Below are 17,077 nucleotides of genomic sequence, written 5' to 3'. Positions count from 1 at the left end.
ATGTACGATGATTTAATAATTTCATTGAAAAAAAACCAAGGATACCGTATAAATGTCAGATTAAAGAGTTGCACTTATAAGGTCGTGAGTCAACCATATCTTCTAATGTGTGGGTAAATAACAGGGGGATACCGGATGACCGACATCAGGCATGAACTGAGAAAGTTTGTAGCCCCTGAGTTTATTATCGGTGAAGATGCCAGATTACTCGCGGGGAGATACGCAAAAAATTACAGCGTATCCCACGTGATGGTAGTCACCGATGAACAGATGCTCAAAACCGGATGGATCTCCTCGATTCTTGAAAGTCTTACTGCCGAAGGGATCCAGTATACAATATTTTCAGATGTGAATCCCAACCCCAGGGACTTTGAGGTGATGAAAGGGGCTGACCTCTATCGTGAATCCAGGTGTGATGCTCTCGTTGCTATTGGGGGAGGAAGTCCGATCGATTGTGCAAAAGGGATAGGTATAGTAGTCACCAACCATTCCCACATTCTCGATTTTGAGGGGGTAGACAATATTTCAGTATCATCTCCACCCCTCATTTGTATTCCGACAACTGCAGGATCAGCAGCAGATGTTTCACAGTTTGCGGTCATCAATGACAGCAGAAGAAAAGTAAAAATAACAATAATAAGCAAGAAAATTGTCCCAGACATATCGTTAATCGATCCGATTCCACTCACAACCCTCCCAAAGGGACTTACTGCCCATACCGGGATGGATGCTATCGTCCATAGTATTGAAGCGTATGTCTCAAATGCCAGTTCACCAGTGACCGATATCCATGCCCTTGAATCTATCAGAATTTTGAGTAAATACCTCCCACTTGCATACCAGAATCCTGAAAACCTGCATTACCGATATCAGACCCTTCTCGGCAGTCTACTTGCTGGCCTGGCATTTTCCAACGCAAGTCTTGGTATTATTCATGCCATGGCCCATAGTCTTGGAGGAGAATACGATCTCACCCATGGAGAATGTAACGCTCTCTTGTTAGAAAGTGCAATAGAGTTCAACTTTTCAACCTGTCCGGACCGGTACCTGAGTATTGGAAGAGCTCTCGGAGTTGATTACCAATGTTCAGATGCTGAGCAATGTAAAGGAGAATTGATCCAGGCTCTAACAAAACTGAGGGAGTCTGTTGGGATTGTTCAGCGGTTCAGACAGATTGGAATCTCTATGGATTGTATCCCCGACCTAGCCAGAAATGCCATCCGGGATCCTTGTCTGGCAACAAACCCAAGAGAACCGGATATCAGGGATATTGAACAGATTTATGCCAGAGCACTTTGAAAAAGTTCCAGATTGGAAACACCAACGACAGAAGATCATCGGGCTCGGCGAGTCATCAGTCAGGAAGAACTACTTTCCGGAGTTGCAGGAAAGACTAATCGAACTTGAGAACGTAAACCAGGCTCTTCAGGATCGAACACGGGACCTTGAATCTCTAAACGCAGAACTGCTCGCAGAAGTCCAGGAGCGAAGATCTGTCGAAGAAGCTCTCAGAGAGAGTGAAGAGAGGTTTCGTGCAGTCTTTGAAAATGCAAACGATGCCATTTATGTGTATGATTTTAACCCAGATATGTTTCCGGTTCCTTTCCTCAACGTAAACAGAAGAGCATACAAACTCCTTGGATACACCTACGATGAAATGCTCTGTCTGACACCCTGGGATATTCTTGCTGAAAGCTGCTGGAATAAATACAGAGAACAGGCAATTGAAGTTTACAAAAATGGTCATGCGATGTACGATGTGATCCATGTAACAAGAACAGGCGAGGAAATACCCATGGAGGTAAGTTCACATCTCTTTACATTCAGGGGAAGAAAGTTACTCCTCTCTATTGCCCGGGACATCTCTGACCGCAAGAAAAATGAACAAAAAATGCGGGAGGCGATCGATCAGATCGATATGAATATGGGAACTCTTGCCACACTCAATGATAAGATCCGCAATCCCCTGACGATTATTGATATCCTGACTGAAGAGATTGAGCCCCAGAGGAGAGAACAGATATACGAACAGGTTCTGGCAATAGACAAAATAATTGATGAACTGGATAAAGGATGGATTGAATCAGAAAAGGTGAGAAACTTTTTGAGACGACATCATGATCTCTATGAATCTTAAAACGGGTCCACAGGGATCAACCCTCTGACTGCTTCACGTATAGCTTTTGCAGATTCCAGGATCCATTTTGATGACGGTTCACTGTAAACACCATCATAAAGTGCCTGGTTATACAAATGCTTGGCTTCTCGAAACCCGGCAAGAAGGGCAGGATCCAAGGCTCCTTCCTCTACATAGAGAGCATCAAGAGCGTCGCGAAGGCAGGATTCGCTTTTCTCCTGGTATCCTTTCACCATGATGAGTGAACGATAGGAATGATACATAGAGGAATAAGCAGTGATAATTGCCCATTTACAGTCATGATGTGCATCTGCCCTTTGAGAGGCAGCAAGATCCCTGTCTGCTTCAGACAACTCAAGAAGGATGTAATCCCAGTCTGGCATCATCGGGACAATCCTGCCGTTTAAAAGACAATTTTCAAACCGTTCTCTCATGGTATCATATCCGGATATGGAACTGCAGAGGGAGGGATGCAGCTGATAGATCCAATTTATCTTATCCATCAATAAGTAATTCGATCTGTTCCCCAGGGGATCTTCGCAAGAATAAAACCCCGTAATACTAGTAAAATGAATAAAATACTAAAAAGGTGAGAAAAAATATGTGGCAGGGTTTCGTATTCAGGTCTGATTTATCTGGACCTGCCTGACATGTTCTCTTAGAAAAGTCCTGATCCTTTTATCAGAAATATCGGCACGATCTGCAGACATGATACCAGCTTCAAAGAATGAGGTTGCTGATGCTTTGTCTGATGATAAATACCGGGCTGCTCCTTCCTTGAAGTTTTTGGCAACCTGTTCAGTTTGATCAATATAGTCATAATAATTCAGCCTGACAAAGTCCATCTTCGTGGGAACATCTGAAAGTTCACTGTTCCGCCGGACCATGAGAGCATACTCATTTGCTTTCTGCTGTACCCTGTTAATATCGCCGGACCGATAGGTCAGGATGAGACCCTCTTTACCTGACTGGAGGTTGTCCAAAGAGAGAATGATAGAATCCCGAAACCCAACAAGGGGATCCTGGGTTCGGTCCGGCACAATCGTTCGAACAGGGGATATTGATATCACGGGAGAAGGTGTCTTATTATCCGGAAGCGTGCCAGGTGAAGACATTGGGACTGGAGTTGCTGTTATGTTCACTTGAGGTTGCATTGGGATTATGGTTGATACTAGTACCTCAGATGAATCAGAAGATGGCGAGATTGATGAAGGCTGTGACGTACATCCTGCCACGAAAATCATCCATATAAGGATGACGACACTATACAGCACCTTCGGAGTCATGTTCTATTGTCTTATTTCAATGGAAGATATGAATGCCGCTTCATAGGAAAAACAGCAGGCAGGAGATAAAAAAACTACAGCCATTCGGGGAGGACGATTCCCATCTCCTGTATCATCCTGCGAAGTGCCGAATCAATACCATGTTCAAGTCTAATCAGTGTCAGGAGATAGATTCCACCGCCGATTACTACTGTGGCAGCAACCACTTCCACAGTTGCAGGAGGGATCAACGTGACAAAACAAATCACACATACTGCCATGATTCCGGTTGCGAGTGAAATTGATCGAAGTGCTCTGAAATCAGGAATCAACCGGATATGAGGTTTTAAGAATATATATGCACAGCAGGCATGAACAATAACGGTGATAAGAATTGCAGCGGCAGCACCGGTTATGCCAAACACAGGAATGAGAATTAGGTTCAGAGGTATGTTTACCATAGATGCTATCAGAGCAGCCATTGCCCCAGCCCGGGGTATTCCAAGAGCTCCCAGGGTCATGGACCAGAGGTAGACAAAAACATATGAAACCTGGGTAACCAGGAGGAGGATCAATGCAGGCCAGGCTGCTTCATAAGGTGATCCATAGAGGAAGTAAAGAAGCCGGCCTCCCAGAAAAGAACCACCAATGCATACTGGGAGAGCCAGAAGAAGTGAATACGAAAGGGCACTTGCAAGAGATGCAGAGATTAGATCTCTTCTGCCTTCATTATTCCAGGCAACAAACTTGGGATAGAGTATTGTCTGAAGTGCCAGGGCAGAAAATAGTGAGAAAGAAGCCAGCTGGAGAGGAATGCGATACAGCCCTACTTCACTTGTAGAAGAAAAATACCCGAGCAGGATAGTATCAATGTTTCCGTACAGAACCATTCCACCAGACGCCAGGAGAGACCAGAACGAGAACCGGATTAAATTCTCTGCAGACTTTGCATTGAATAAAACTGGTCTGAACCTGCAGAGTGGAACAAGGTAGACAAAACCGGCAATAAGACCGGCCACAACCCCTCCGGCAAGACCGGCAACCCCGTACCCTGCCACCACTGCCAGGGTCTGGACGATAATCCTGATAAGGTTGTTTACCAGGGTGCTGATCTGCAAAAAACCAGCCCTGCCTGTCCCATACACCCATGTTCCTGCAATATCAGAGAGCGATGTGACAACTACCGCCCCAAGTAGCCAGGGAAAGAGTCCGGTTGCTGAAAGATCATACAAGAGTGGTGCAAAAAGAACCAGCACGAAAAGTGAGACTGCAAGCAGGAGAATACGGAGGGCAAGGTATGCAGAAAAGTACTCTTCACGCTGTTTTACAGGATTCATATAAGCAATCGCCGCTCCACCAAGCCCACCGCTGCTAATTAGGCTAAATATTCCAAGATACGAGAGGAAGAGAAAGAGACCTCCGGGAACAGAGGGCGACCCGGTAAGATGGGTGATGGCCATCGTTGAGAGAAATCCGAGGACCATAACTGTTACGCTCGTCCCAAAGTGGAGAAAACTCTGGCGCTGAACATCGCCAACCCGCATTAACCTTGCGGTAAAATCTGACAGGAACGAGAACATATTGTACGTACTGATTGAGTTTTGTGGGGATAAGAGAACGGGTTATCAAACAGACAAAAAGAACTGAAAGAGAGATGTTCTCCATCCTCATTTAGTTTCAGATTCTGAAACCGGACTTGTAGGCAAAGGCCTTCTGGAGGTTTTTGATGCCACCGGTTACTGTAGTAGAGTCTTTCCAGGTATTAATTACAGAGGTTTTGTACGCAGATCCATCAGTGTACCACCCAGAATAGATATCAAAGGTTCGAGGAGTACCTTCAGGATCTGTCAACGGGTATTTTGCATAATTTCCGGTAGAATATAACCCAATATCGCGACCTTCCATCACGCTACCTGCATAAGTCGTCTTTACAGTACCTTCTGCAAAGCCACTACCTGAGTTCGCATCAGGAGTAACTGCGATCTGGTAATTCACTTCTGCAGGAATATCATCGGTTGTCGCTACAGCCCGAACAGTGCCCTTGCTTGAAACCTGTGCACTATTTACATTGATAAGGGAGCTCTTTGCAGAGACAATGTTACAGAATGGTGGAAGCCACCTGCCATTTATCATTGAAAAGACACACCGGATATTGTCATCAGCCCTCTTTGCCTCCCCTGCAACATCAAGGGTGTACTCCTCTTCTCCAACCAGGTGTGAACCTTCTGTACTGCCATAGGTCAGAACTTTTGACGAATCAATGTTGTTCAGACCATTTAACTGATCCTTTGATGAAAAACCAAAATTCTTATTTTCAGCTAATTTTCCACCATTTGAAAGGATAGAATCACGATATTGGGTATCAGCAATTACCTTTCCCAGAGGATAAAAATATGAATCAGAATCATGATGGGCAAGAGTACCAGTCTCAATAACTCCAGGAGTGGTGATAAACCAGTCCATCTTGGTTCCGGCATCGACAGCACCAGTGACGTCAATGACTGTGTCAAGAGTGAAAACCTGGTTTTCAGGTGTCTGGTTTGGCAACCGGTCAGCTTTAGCAAACCCGATTAGTGCTACAGGGACAAGTATCGCTAAAAGAACCACAGATCCAAACTTCATGTATATCTTCCTACATGATATGCCCATACTCTCGACATGAAATGGCATATCATCCTGTCAAGATTTAAATATCATTCGTAATATTTCCTTTCTTTCTCTTACAAAAATGAATTCACAAATTTAACATAGGATTTCTATCCGAGAAGAGGATAAAGAATTCCAATATTATAATCTATCACGCCAATTTCAAAGTTGGACTTTTATTAAATTTTTCTAAACATGTTTGATATTTATCAGGGCATATGAAGGTTTTGACCGTGCAAAATGATAGAACGTGGAAGTCAAATTTATGTCAAGAAACCTTATCTCCATTCCCGGTTAACCTGACCGGATAATATGATCAACCGTACCGCATTGGTTCTCATCATCGGTCTCTGTGCAGTCTGCTTACTTTCACTGCAGGCATCAGCCCTCCCGATGGTTGGATTTTCTCTCAAACCATCGCCAGCCTCCGGACCCTACCAGGATAAGGAATTTCTCGAACAGGCTAATACAACCATATATGGTCTCTCAAACAAGACACTGCCAACCGGAACAGCTCTGACAGATCTCAGGAATGCCCAGGGAAAGATGTCAAAAATGAATATCAGCCCTGCCCTTTATAGCAATGCAACCGACATCAATGCATTTATTTACTATACATGGAAGGCAGGAGATGAGTATGAAGATGCCTCAAGTCTTGGAGATAGTTTCTATTCACCTGTTACCTCTGACAGTTCCTTGTATGATGATGCTAACGAGTACTATGAAGCATCAAAAACCACCTGGGACCGGATAAAGTCAAGATATCCGGGAGCAACGATCTATACTATGCCTAAACCGACAACTGTAATAGCAGATACGGGATCCTATGACCCCTACACCCATGGCTCAACCAATAAGGGTGCTCGTTCAGGACTTTGGTAACTGTATTAGTCTTATACATAGACTGAATCCTTTTTTTTACCATTTTGCACATCACCTACGCGAACACAATGATTATCCCTGACCGGAGGTGACCTTGTAGTATGGCACCAAAAACATTCGCCCTTTCAGTCAGGATCGTTCTTTTTGATCAACAAGGGCACATCCTCGTACTGAAACGCTCACAATCATCAAAGACCAATCCAGGGAAGTGGGAACTTCCGGGAGGAAAAATTAACGAATCAGAATCCTTTGATGCAGCTTTGCAGCGTGAAGTTCTTGAAGAAACCGGGTTTCAGGTCGTAATTCATACTGCTGCAGGAACTGCTATGCAGGAGACTGATGAATGGAGGGTTGTTCACCTGGTAATGATTGGATCAATGATAAGCGGAGGGCTGGCCATAAGCAGTGAACATGAAGAATACCGTTGGGCATCCCCTCTTGAACTTGGAGGACTGGATAAGGCTGACTGGTTTGATGAGTATTATAAAATGTATCTCCAGGCAATCCCTGCTGCACCCGAGAAATAAGAAGATTAATGTATCCGGGCCTTAAAAACCAGGACCCTTACTCTTTATTCTTCAGAGGTCTTGCCCTCCATGATCCTGTAAGTTTGAAAATATATCAACTGCCAGATTGCTCATCTCCTGAATCCATGACTGGCGTTGTTCTACTGTACTAGTCACAACAATGCGGAGAATCCGGCGATGAAATTCTGTAACACCACACAGGCCAAAGACGCAATCACGCCAGATACGTTCAAGTGGATCACCAAAGACCAGATTCTCCCTTTCTTCTCTGGTATTTGAGGTATTGATTACAAGGGCTGCTCGAGCTTTCAGCAGGCCTTCAGGCACACCTTCGCCATTATCGTTTTTGATAAAGCGGTAAGCAACACCAGGCCTGATAATTCTATCAATCCATCCGGTGAGGATAGCAGGAGGCTGGCCCCACCAGTTCGGATGAACAACAACAATTCCTTCTGCTTGAGCAAGTTCAGAACAATGTCTGGCTATCACCGGATCAAGAGGAACATCACGGGGAATCTCATATGCAGGAAGGATCGGATCAAAGGCTTCAGAGTACAGATCATGAAAGATGACATCATGTCCCTTCTTTGTTAATGCCTGTCTTATCGCCTGGGCTATGGAATAATTAAAACTTGAGATATCCGGATGGGCAAGGATGAGAAGAATTCGCATTACTCAGATTTACAGGTCTCTTCTATTTCGCTCTTCTTCCGAAGTTCATCTGCACACCAGTCAATGAGGACCCTCTGGCCCATCCCTTCCGGCTCAGCATCTGCCATTCGCACAGCAGCAGCCCCGTCCTGGCGACTCATCCCAAGGGCCATAACAAGAACTATGGCAAAGGTTCCGGTTCTTCCAATACCAGCCCCACAATGAACGAGTACTGCATCTCCGGCAAAGATACTCTTCGCCATAAGTTCGGAAAGAAAGAGAAATGTATCCCGATCATCCGGAACTCCATAATCGGAAATTGGAAAATGATGAAACAACCACGGATGTTTTCCAGTTGATATAGACGAGTAATAATCAGGTGATTTGTCAATTACCTCCTTTATTGGAGTCAGGCAGACCACATGACGAATCGAAAGTCTCAAGATCCGTGCATCAAATTCAGTTATCGACTCATATCTCCCCGGCATGGCAGTCAGATATAGTCTGCCAGGTATATCTTCAGGAAGGGGAACTCTGCGAAATATGTCTATCACGCTCTGAAATAGTCGTTCTCAGTGAGAACCATGAGCCAGTCATGATGATAAGGCTTGCCAATCCGAATGTCGTGAAACCTATCCAAACAGGCAGATAAAAAGTCCCCCAGGCTGCAAGTTCAACAAGATATAACAGGAAGAGCGGAACTGAACCCTGCACTCCGGCAAAAACATGTAACGACCTGCGATAGTATCCGTACGCTGCAATCAGGTATGTTATACCTGAAAAGAAACAGATTCCCGATTTCAAAAAGATCATCAGCATTCCACTTTCAGGATACAGATCACTGTGAATACGAAGTGCGAGGTCAGGATCGAAAAGTGCTGGTAAGCTTGCAACAAATATCAACCCGTTTAAAATGAGGAGAGCCAGAAAAAGAGGCTTTATCAATGAAAGGGAAAATTTTCCCGTCATGAAGTCGCCTCTTTCATAGAGTTCCCATCGGATTTGATGGTGATCTGTGGAGTCAGCCTTACATCTTCGAGAAGCCATGTTGCAATAAAAGCAATTGCTACAAGAATTAGACAAACGCCAAACACAAGAGCAATTGCATGTGCTAAAACTTCAGGTGAAACAGTGGTTATGTCAATCGAACCATTCGAACTTTGAATAGCACCATACATGATAATCCCCAGAAGTGGAGTTATTATTGTAGCCCCCATATTCCGGGAGAATTGTAGTGAGGATGTAATTACCCCAATCTCTTTTTGAGTAAAGGCATTTTGTGCAGCAATTGATAAAAGTGGGTGCATAATTCCAGACCCATACCCAAGAAGAATGGAACCCAGGACAATCACCTCAAAGGACGTATCAGGTTTCAGCAGGGCAAAGATCACAGTTGCTATTCCAATGAGAATAAAACCAGACAAGGCCAGACTCCGGTATCGCCGGGTCCGTGAGATCATCTGACCGGTGACAACCGCTGCAAGAATCATCGAAAGTACCATTGGAGTGATTACAAGTCCGGCGGTACTTGCACTGGTTTTTTGAACATCCTGCATAAAAAGAGGCAGGTAGATAATCGCAACATAAAATATGGCATTCGAGAAAAATGCCGCAGCCATGCTAATAGAATAAACACGATTTTTAAACATCCGGATTGCTATGATGGGCTCTGATGCCTTAAGTTGCGTACGGATAAAGATAACGGAAATAGTCAGAGCAGCAATGAACATTCCCATGATCTCATAGGAAGTCCAACTATAGAATGAACCTGCAAGGGAAAGAGCAAGGAAGAGCGGAATTATTGCTGATGTAAATGTAACAATCCCTGCATAATCAATTGGACGAGAATGAGCTACCGGCGGGAGATCCGGAAACCACCCCTTTATCATGATAAGGGATGCTGTACCAAGTGGTATATTCAGAAAGAATACCCATTGCCACCCAACTGTTTCAGTGATAATGCCTCCAAGTGCAGGGCCGATGATGCTGGCAATTCCATATACAGACGCTAAAATACCCATGTACTTTCCTCTCTGCCAAATTGGGAAAAGTTCTGCCACCATGATGAATGATACAGTCATGAGTATTCCACCTCCAATTCCCTGGATAGTCCTGAAAAGAATAAGAGTAATCATGTCAGATGAAAGGCCGGAACCAATCGACCCGGCTATAAATATCAGGATACCAGTAATGAATACCGGTTTTCTGCCAAAAATGTCAGATAATTTTCCAAAAATTACAATCGCCAGTGTTGACGCTAGAAGGTACACGGTAAATGGCCAGACGTAGAGATCCATTCCATTGAGTTGATGTCCGATTGTTGGCATCACAGTGCTTACAATAGTCCCATCGAGAGCAGCTAATAAAAGCCCAAGCATCACTCCTGCCATCAGAGCTGGAATCCGCGTAGGTATTGTGTTTTCAGGAAATGCTTCAGGCATCGCCTAGCCCCCGAAGTGAAATATTCAAGTGAATCTTATCAGATCGTGGTTTTGAACTCATGAGTATGAATAAGGTCTTATTATTATTAATAATTACCAATGAGTAAGTTTTAAGACGAACTATTAAGCAATACAAAATACAATCTGATATCTGAAATATGCCAAAGGTTATCCCCGAGTATAGAGAAGAAGCAAAAAAGAAGATCATTTCAGCCGGGTTCGAGATGATGTCACAAAAAGGGTATTGCGCAACTACCCTGGATGATATCGCCGGTCATGTAGGTGTAAGCAAGACAACATTATACCTGTACTTTTCAAACAAGGAAGACCTGGTCATTGAAATCATCAGGAGCGTCCATGCTGATATCGAGAACCAGGCTATTGAATTTTTTAAAACAGAACCAGTCCTTGATGCATATATTCATGTTTTGGATCTCCTCATGGGCAAGGATTTAAACAGGATTGGTTTCACCCATGATATCCTGGCTCTTTCAGCACGAAATCCAACAATCAGGACGATTCATCAGGAGCATATGAACAAGATCATCGAAAAAGCCGCATTAGGGATTATGTGTCTTCAGAAAAGAGGTGAAGCACGAACAAATGCTGATCCACGCACAATGGCTCTTGCTTTGGTTTCGCTCATGAGCGGACTGAGTAGTCTGGCTCTGAAGGGTATTGAACCGGAAGAGATAAGACAACGTTTCTATGAAACCGGTAACATTATTCTGGGTATATCAGACATCAATAGAGATCAGTGAGTATTCAATATTCTCAAACCACAACCACAATATAATCGGATGACAGAGAAAGGCGTATGCCCGCCGACTCGTTTGTCCGTGGCATCGTTTCCGACTATCCTGAACTCTTCTTCGCAAGCACACCTCCCCCTGATTGGGATTAGTAACCATATTACCATTCTGACTAGCCAGTGTGTGGCCCAGATCGGGAGATGAAACACTGGTGAACAAGTGACTTTTTTTGATATGATGCCGGGCATCATAAAAAGAAAACGTATTTCAAAGTATTTTTCAGAAAATTTTTATTTATAAAAATTTCTCGACGTACACCTCTCATATCCCCAATTCCCCTATAGAGATTACTGTCAAAACCTATATTGTCAATCCGAAGAGATCTCGCTTCCATGAAAAAGGTGGAAGCCTTCGTCAGAGCTGAGAAAATTACTGATGTCAGAAATGCCATGAAAGCCATGGGTCATGGTTCAATGATCAACTACGACATATGGTACCGCGGAACGTCAAAAGAGATCAACCAGTATAATGTTGAGTCACTCTATGATTTCATGCCAAAAGTTAAGATTGAGATGGTAGTCGACGATCATATCGTGGAAGAGATTGTAAACATACTCTGTGAGAGTGCATTTACTGGAAATATTGGAGACGGGAAAATATTCATCATCCCGGTTGAAGAAGCCATCAGGATTCAAACCAGAGAAAATGGGGATATGATCCTCTGAACTCCTCTACCCTTTTCAAAAATTCTAGTGCTATCCCTTATGACATCAGGTCACCAACCAGATATACAGGGACCGGACCGCTTATGATCGAGGGAGATCTATTCGCACGACCAATTAATGTTTCAATATATTATACAGAACTACTTTCCAAAAAGGTTACAACCAATGGAAAAAGAATAGGAAGACTCCAGGATCTACTCATAATCGAAACACTGCGATGTCCGGAAGTAACCCACTTTATCGTTCAACGAGCAGGAAAACGACCTTTCTTTGTTCCTTGGGAGAAGGTCATCTCAATCCATAATTCAACGATCGAGATTGCCCCTGACTCATTAAATGAATATGAACAGGAACCTGATACAGATAAGATCCCACTGCAACTGTTCATTCTGAATAAGAAGGTAATAGATCTCGAAGATCACGAGATCAGGCTTGTAAATGACATCAACCTTATCATCAACATGTTCAACAAACTCCTTGTTTTTGAGGTTGATTTCAGCAAGATGGGATATCTTCGCAGGTACAGGCTCAGATGGCTGGCTGAGTTTATACAGGGAGGTAGGAATGAAGAGCGAACACTGGTTCCCTGGACCGATATCCAGCTCCTTCCACCTTCAACAGGAGAAGAAAAGCGGCGGTTCAATATCAAGTCACTGAAAGATAAGCTTTCCCGGATGCATCCGGTTGATATTGCCGAGATCATTGAGGACATGGATCAGGAACAGCGTGCAGTGGTCTTTTCTGAACTTGACACCAGCACGGCATCTGATGCTCTCGAAGAAATTGCTCCACCCATTCAGCGTGAGATCGTTTCAGTACTCAGCCGTGAGAAGGCCGTTGCTGTAATAGATGAGATGACACCGGGTCAGGCTGCTGACATACTTGAAGGGATTCCATTTACCGATGCCAGGGATATCCTGAACACAATGACTCCCGACAAGGCTAAGAAGGTTAGATCCATCCTTGAAAAATCTGAAGAGAACATCCTCGATTATACCACAACAAAATTCATCATGCTTCCACCTGACGCAGAAGTAGGAAAAGTCAGGGATGAATACGCACACCTGGCACGGGATAAAGATGTTATCATGTATCTCTATATCGTGGACGATTCAGACATCCTACGGGGAATTGTCGATATCAAGGAACTCCTTCAGGCAGAGGACGATGCTACTCTCATTGACATCATGGTATATGAGATGATCACTCTTACCACCGAAAACACACTAAAAGACGCAGCAGAGGAATTTACAAGGTATGATTTCCGTGCTCTACCGGTAATAGACCCGGACGGAAAGATCATCGGAGTGGTCCCATATCGCGATATCATGAAACTCAGACATCATCCGGTTGAATAAAAAACCAAGAGATCAAGATATTTTCCTGCATCCGGGAGCGACTATCACACTCCTCCCATGACTTCGTTTTTCAACAGTTATTCTGGCAGAAATGCGTTCCTTGATCGCTGGAACATGCGAGATGATTCCTATCAGTTTCCCTTCCTGGTGGAGTCCTGATAGAACCCCTAATGCAATATCAAGAGCCTCGTCATCAAGGGTGCCAAACCCTTCATCAAGAAAGAGCGAATCAACCCGGACATTTTTACTTACCATTCCCGATAGGCCAAGTGCCAGAGAGAGACTTACGAGAAAACTCTCACCACCGGAGAGGTTCTTTGTACTCCTGTGATCTCCTGCCTGCCAGGTATCGATGACTGCAAGATTGAGAGCCATGTCTGGATCTGGTTTAAGCAAGTATCTGTCAGTCATCATCTGAAGATGCCGATTTGCCTGAGTTATCAGAATCTGAAATGTGAGCCCCTGTGCAAAGACTCTGAACTTTTTCCCGTCAGCAGAACCGATAAGAGTGTGTAGACGCTCCCATTTTTGAAGTTCCCGCTTCTGTGCCTCTATCATAGAGAGACTGCCTGCTATCTGATCGCGTTTTCTTTGATCCTCATCAATCCGGACAACGATCATGGCAATCTCTTCCTGAAGTGAATCACGGAGATGGACAGCCTCCTGAAAGGCCTCATCAGGACCTTGAGTTCCTGGATCTTGATATCCGGCTGCTTCAGCCTCTGCCTCAAAAAGAGCCTTTTTCCTATCATTCTTCAGGGCAGTAAGCTTGGTTTCTTCTTTTTCAAGCCCTGATATCATTACTTCAAGCGCTGATAGATCAGAGGCAGAAAGAAGTGAGGCCTCAAACGAATCCTCATCAGAGAAGCCGGAACCATGTATCGCCTGAACGAATGAGTCAGTCCGGGTGTTGACTTCTCTTCTTACCTCATCAAGAGAGAGAGAGAGTGATTGTATCTGCCCGGCGATTGTATCACAATCTCCTCGTTTTTGCTCTGCCACCTTACGGGCAGATTCAAAAACTTCCCCACATGCACGAACCGCTTGTATCAGATGTTCTTCTTCAGTTTGAGGTCGTTTGTCGCCAAAGAGAGCACGGCGTTCATTCTGGATGACAGAAAGAGAGTCCTTCTTTTTCTGAAGTTCTTCTAACCCAAGGGTTATCTCATCATCAAGTACAGAAATGGAAATTCCTTTCTCTGCTATCCTGCCGTCAAGATCAGCAATCCGGAGAATTGCAGCCTTGATATGCTCTTCATTTTTCTGATATACGTCGCGTCTTTTTGAAAGAAGAGCGGTGATCTCTTTGACAGAATCAGGGGTGATGTCTGATATCTGAAATGGTGTTAGTGAATCCCTAAGATCTTCATGAAGAGCAGCAAGGGAACGCTCACTCTCATCCTTTGCAAACTGCAGGCGAGCCATTTCCGCTTCAACACTGCTACATGCAAATTGCGCACCCTGTTCAGATTTCAGGACTGATGAATGATGATCTTTTGCAGAATTATAGTCCAGCTCCAGAGTTCGAATCTTTTTATCACATTCATCATATCCGGATATCTGCTCCAGGACTCTGGCAAGTATTTCTTCTGTATTTAACCGGGCATTTTGCACAAGTTGATTCCGGTCTTCGGGATCACCCACAAGACCAAGTTCCTGGACACCTTCGGTCCAGGATTTCATCTCGTCAGAGATAAGGTTCGATAACCGAATCTGTTCCTGTTGATTCGAGGAGATTTCACTGGTTATTGAAGCAATAGCAAGATCATGTTCACGAACTGTATTGACAATCTCTGTAAGCTGTTTTCTGGCTAAAGTAAGCCCGGACTCATCTTTGTCAATATCAGGAATAACACCTGTATTATATGGATGATCTCGTGAACCACAAAGAGGGCAGGGTTCACCATTTTTCAGGTGGACACGGTGAACAGTGAGATCCCTGATGATGAGGGCTCTTCGGAAGGCTTTCTCTTCAGACTCAACAAGAGCCTCCTGTCTGATCTGGTGGAGGACAAGATCAGCTTTGAGTCGTTCATGCTCCTTCTTTGATGTTTCCAACTCGACAGCAGCGGTAGTGAGTATCTTCAGATCAGCCCGGTGTCCATCTTCTGAGAAGAGTATCTCTTGCATTCTCTTCAGGATTTCTATTCGATTCCGGAGATCTATCTCACGTTTACGAATATCACCGATAGGAGAGCCCTGGAGGAGAAGAACTGCCTGCTTTCGCAGATCAGAGAGTTCTGCATTTTTATCAGCAAGGTTTTTCTCACTAGCAAGGACGGTCTTTTTAGCCTCTTCATAACTAGCCCTGACTTGAGAGGGAGATTTTGTAGCTTTTTCAAACGAAACAGTCAAATCACTAAGATCTTTGTAGTTTTTCTGCCAGGCTGAAAGCCTTGCACTAATACCAGAACAGGCACTAATCAACAGTGCATCCCCACCATGTTCAGTGAGGTACGACGTGGCTCTCTCTTTTTGTGCCTCAAGATCCAGCCTTTCTGTTTTAAGTCTCTCTAGATCAGTTAAAACTACAGTGCGACGGCGATTTTTTTCGTCAACAGTACCGGACGCTGATTTGTAGGATTCTGATGCACTCTCTATTCTGGCATCAAGCTCACGCACCTGCTGTAAGATCGGACGTTGCTCATCAAATACAGCCTGTGCCTTCTGACAGGCCTGTTCTGCATCCCTCACAGATTCATCTGCAATTCGCCGGGCCTCAAGCAGAGTTGCACATCGTGACTGAAGATCTTCAATTTTTTTTGATTGCTGATTTTCCCGTGATCGAAGATCAGAAAGGGAACGCCATGCTGACTCATGAACTACGGCTCTCTGTCCCATAGCAAGACGATGGATATCAGGGGCAGCCTCCTGTCTTCTAACTGTGAGGTCATTCTGTTGATCTTCAATTTTCCTTACTTCAGACTGTAATGCTGCTATTCGCTGAAGCAGATCAAGATGAGCCTGAAGGAATGTAATCTTCGTCTGTATCCCGGATAGAGCATTCTCTTTCTCTGATTTTTCTACAGTTAATGCCTTAGTCTCTTCCGGACTCAGAAGAGTTATTGCTCCGGCCTGATCCTTAAGACGCTGAAGACTCTCCCGCTCTTTACTGGTCCGCTCGTGAACCAGGATAGAGATATCACTATAGATGCCGGTCCCGGTAATCTGCTCAAGAATTGGAGCACGGTCATCAGGTTTTGCATCAAGAAATGCAGCAAATCCACCCTGTGCCAGAAGCATCGATCTGGTGAACTGGTGAAAGTCCATCCCGGTCACCTCTCTGACCTTTGCGGCAACCTCTTTTATCTTTGTAGAAATAACCAGGCCGCTTTTCGCATCTGCTATCTCGTGATCAGGAGATTGAAGTTTTCCTCCGGGTTTTTTTCCGGCACGATTCTGGTGCCAGAAACATCTGAATATTCCATGAGAGGACTCAAACGTAACTTCAGCCAGGCATTCACCAGTATGCCGGGTCATGATCTCATTGGTTGTTGCAGAAATATTTGCAAGCCTTGGAGTCTGGCCGTACAGAGCAAGGCAGATAGCATCCAAAATCGTGGTCTTACCCGAGCCGGTCGGGCCGGTTATGGCAAAAATCCCAGAAGAGGTGAAGACAGGGTCCTGTAAGTTTATTTCCCACTCACCTGCAAGAGAATTGAGATTTTTAAACCTGACCGTAAGAATTCTCAC

At 44.4% G+C, this 17,077-nt stretch carries 17 protein-coding genes; 8 read left to right on the top strand and 9 right to left on the bottom strand.

Annotation, left to right across the window (positions count from 1 at the left end):
* Positions 1-135: 135 nt before the first annotated feature.
* Together ercA and DK846_RS12465 are read left to right on the top strand one after the other, a co-directional pair.
* Positions 136-1,299, top strand: a complete 1,164-nt coding sequence (gene ercA / locus DK846_RS12470) for an alcohol dehydrogenase-like regulatory protein ErcA (RefSeq protein ID WP_109969278.1) — start codon at positions 136-138, stop codon at positions 1,297-1,299.
* The gene (locus tag DK846_RS12465; protein WP_181391765.1) at positions 1,283-2,137 is read left to right on the top strand and encodes a PAS domain-containing protein; all 855 of its coding nucleotides are present in this window, start codon (positions 1,283-1,285) and stop codon (positions 2,135-2,137) included. Before ercA ends, DK846_RS12465 begins: the two co-directional genes overlap by 17 nt.
* On the opposite strand, the gene DK846_RS12460 is transcribed toward DK846_RS12465, so the two are convergent.
* From DK846_RS12460 to DK846_RS12445, 4 genes are all read right to left on the bottom strand, one after another.
* Positions 2,134-2,640 (bottom strand): HEPN domain-containing protein, encoded by a 507-nt coding sequence (locus DK846_RS12460; RefSeq protein ID WP_109969276.1) that lies wholly within the window; start codon positions 2,638-2,640, stop codon positions 2,134-2,136. The two genes, DK846_RS12465 and DK846_RS12460, sit on opposite strands and share 4 nt — an antisense overlap.
* A 117-nt stretch (positions 2,641-2,757) precedes the next feature.
* The gene (locus DK846_RS12455) at positions 2,758-3,423 is read right to left on the bottom strand and encodes a hypothetical protein (RefSeq protein ID WP_181391764.1); all 666 of its coding nucleotides are present in this window, start codon (positions 3,421-3,423) and stop codon (positions 2,758-2,760) included.
* Positions 3,424-3,497: 74 nt separating this feature from the next.
* Complete coding sequence (locus tag DK846_RS12450) at positions 3,498-4,982, bottom strand: flippase (RefSeq protein ID WP_109969274.1); 1,485 nt, start codon at positions 4,980-4,982, stop codon at positions 3,498-3,500.
* A gap of 97 nt (positions 4,983-5,079) precedes the next feature.
* On the bottom strand, positions 5,080-6,024 hold the full coding sequence (locus DK846_RS12445; RefSeq protein ID WP_146201217.1) for a hypothetical protein: 945 nt from the start codon (positions 6,022-6,024) through the stop codon (positions 5,080-5,082).
* A gap of 336 nt (positions 6,025-6,360) precedes the next feature.
* Between DK846_RS12445 and DK846_RS12440 the strand changes: the two genes are divergently transcribed.
* Complete coding sequence (locus tag DK846_RS12440) at positions 6,361-6,930, top strand: hypothetical protein (RefSeq protein ID WP_109969272.1); 570 nt, start codon at positions 6,361-6,363, stop codon at positions 6,928-6,930.
* A 101-nt stretch (positions 6,931-7,031) separates the two neighbouring features.
* Entirely contained in the window at positions 7,032-7,457 is a 426-nt protein-coding gene (locus DK846_RS12435) for an NUDIX domain-containing protein (protein WP_109969271.1), read from the top strand.
* 51 nt (positions 7,458-7,508) lie between these two features.
* On the opposite strand, the gene DK846_RS12430 is transcribed toward DK846_RS12435, so the two are convergent.
* Genes DK846_RS12430 through DK846_RS12415 form a run of 4 tightly spaced genes read right to left on the bottom strand, consistent with a single transcriptional unit; the run spans position 7,509 to position 10,549 of the window.
* On the bottom strand, positions 7,509-8,129 hold the full coding sequence (locus tag DK846_RS12430) for an NAD(P)H-dependent oxidoreductase (RefSeq protein WP_109969270.1): 621 nt from the start codon (positions 8,127-8,129) through the stop codon (positions 7,509-7,511).
* A complete protein-coding gene (locus DK846_RS12425; RefSeq protein ID WP_146201216.1) occupies positions 8,129-8,662 on the bottom strand; it encodes a protein-tyrosine phosphatase family protein in 534 nt (177 codons plus the stop codon). The genes DK846_RS12430 and DK846_RS12425 overlap by 1 nt, the downstream gene beginning before the upstream one ends.
* The gene (locus DK846_RS12420; protein WP_109969268.1) at positions 8,628-9,077 is read right to left on the bottom strand and encodes a hypothetical protein; all 450 of its coding nucleotides are present in this window, start codon (positions 9,075-9,077) and stop codon (positions 8,628-8,630) included. Before DK846_RS12420 ends, DK846_RS12425 begins: the two co-directional genes overlap by 35 nt.
* Entirely contained in the window at positions 9,074-10,549 is a 1,476-nt protein-coding gene (locus DK846_RS12415; protein ID WP_109969267.1) for an MDR family MFS transporter, read from the bottom strand. Before DK846_RS12415 ends, DK846_RS12420 begins: the two co-directional genes overlap by 4 nt.
* Positions 10,550-10,707: 158 nt before the next feature.
* Here DK846_RS12415 and DK846_RS12410 point away from each other — a divergent pair, with 158 nt between their 5' ends.
* The 4 genes from DK846_RS12410 (at position 10,708) to DK846_RS12400 (ending at position 13,384) form a co-directional block, all read left to right on the top strand.
* The gene (locus DK846_RS12410) at positions 10,708-11,310 is read left to right on the top strand and encodes a TetR/AcrR family transcriptional regulator (RefSeq protein ID WP_109969266.1); all 603 of its coding nucleotides are present in this window, start codon (positions 10,708-10,710) and stop codon (positions 11,308-11,310) included.
* A 39-nt stretch (positions 11,311-11,349) separates the two neighbouring features.
* Complete coding sequence (locus DK846_RS17720; RefSeq protein ID WP_181391763.1) at positions 11,350-11,505, top strand: hypothetical protein; 156 nt, start codon at positions 11,350-11,352, stop codon at positions 11,503-11,505.
* Between the two features lie 188 nt (positions 11,506-11,693).
* Positions 11,694-12,026, top strand: coding sequence for a P-II family nitrogen regulator (locus DK846_RS12405; protein ID WP_109969265.1), 333 nt, complete (start codon positions 11,694-11,696; stop codon positions 12,024-12,026).
* A gap of 83 nt (positions 12,027-12,109) precedes the next feature.
* The gene (locus tag DK846_RS12400) at positions 12,110-13,384 is read left to right on the top strand and encodes a magnesium transporter MgtE N-terminal domain-containing protein (protein WP_109969264.1); all 1,275 of its coding nucleotides are present in this window, start codon (positions 12,110-12,112) and stop codon (positions 13,382-13,384) included.
* A gap of 12 nt (positions 13,385-13,396) precedes the next feature.
* Here DK846_RS12400 and DK846_RS12395 read toward each other — a convergent pair whose 3' ends face one another.
* The gene (locus DK846_RS12395) at positions 13,397-17,077 is read right to left on the bottom strand and encodes an AAA family ATPase (protein WP_109969263.1); all 3,681 of its coding nucleotides are present in this window, start codon (positions 17,075-17,077) and stop codon (positions 13,397-13,399) included.

The organism is Methanospirillum lacunae, assembly GCF_003173355.1.
Classification (GTDB): Archaea; Halobacteriota; Methanomicrobia; order Methanomicrobiales; family Methanospirillaceae; genus Methanospirillum; species Methanospirillum lacunae.
This window is presented reverse-complemented; position numbering and strand designations above follow the sequence as displayed.

Bases quoted from the DNA above. Each gene is read 5' to 3' on its own strand.
- ercA (WP_109969278.1), top strand. From the start codon at position 136: ATGACCGACATCAGGCATGAACTGAGAAAGTTTGTAGCCCCTGAGTTT.
- DK846_RS12465 (WP_181391765.1), top strand. From the start codon at position 1,283: ATGCCAGAGCACTTTGAAAAAGTTCCAGATTGGAAACACCAACGACAG.
- DK846_RS12460 (WP_109969276.1), bottom strand. From the start codon at position 2,640: ATGGATAAGATAAATTGGATCTATCAGCTGCATCCCTCCCTCTGCAGT.
- DK846_RS12455 (WP_181391764.1), bottom strand. From the start codon at position 3,423: ATGACTCCGAAGGTGCTGTATAGTGTCGTCATCCTTATATGGATGATT.
- DK846_RS12450 (WP_109969274.1), bottom strand. From the start codon at position 4,982: ATGTTCTCGTTCCTGTCAGATTTTACCGCAAGGTTAATGCGGGTTGGC.
- DK846_RS12445 (WP_146201217.1), bottom strand. From the start codon at position 6,024: ATGAAGTTTGGATCTGTGGTTCTTTTAGCGATACTTGTCCCTGTAGCA.
- DK846_RS12440 (WP_109969272.1), top strand. From the start codon at position 6,361: ATGATCAACCGTACCGCATTGGTTCTCATCATCGGTCTCTGTGCAGTC.
- DK846_RS12435 (WP_109969271.1), top strand. From the start codon at position 7,032: ATGGCACCAAAAACATTCGCCCTTTCAGTCAGGATCGTTCTTTTTGAT.
- DK846_RS12430 (WP_109969270.1), bottom strand. From the start codon at position 8,129: ATGCGAATTCTTCTCATCCTTGCCCATCCGGATATCTCAAGTTTTAAT.
- DK846_RS12420 (WP_109969268.1), bottom strand. From the start codon at position 9,077: ATGACGGGAAAATTTTCCCTTTCATTGATAAAGCCTCTTTTTCTGGCT.
- DK846_RS12415 (WP_109969267.1), bottom strand. From the start codon at position 10,549: ATGCCTGAAGCATTTCCTGAAAACACAATACCTACGCGGATTCCAGCT.
- DK846_RS12410 (WP_109969266.1), top strand. From the start codon at position 10,708: ATGCCAAAGGTTATCCCCGAGTATAGAGAAGAAGCAAAAAAGAAGATC.
- DK846_RS17720 (WP_181391763.1), top strand. From the start codon at position 11,350: ATGACAGAGAAAGGCGTATGCCCGCCGACTCGTTTGTCCGTGGCATCG.
- DK846_RS12405 (WP_109969265.1), top strand. From the start codon at position 11,694: ATGAAAAAGGTGGAAGCCTTCGTCAGAGCTGAGAAAATTACTGATGTC.
- DK846_RS12400 (WP_109969264.1), top strand. From the start codon at position 12,110: ATGATCGAGGGAGATCTATTCGCACGACCAATTAATGTTTCAATATAT.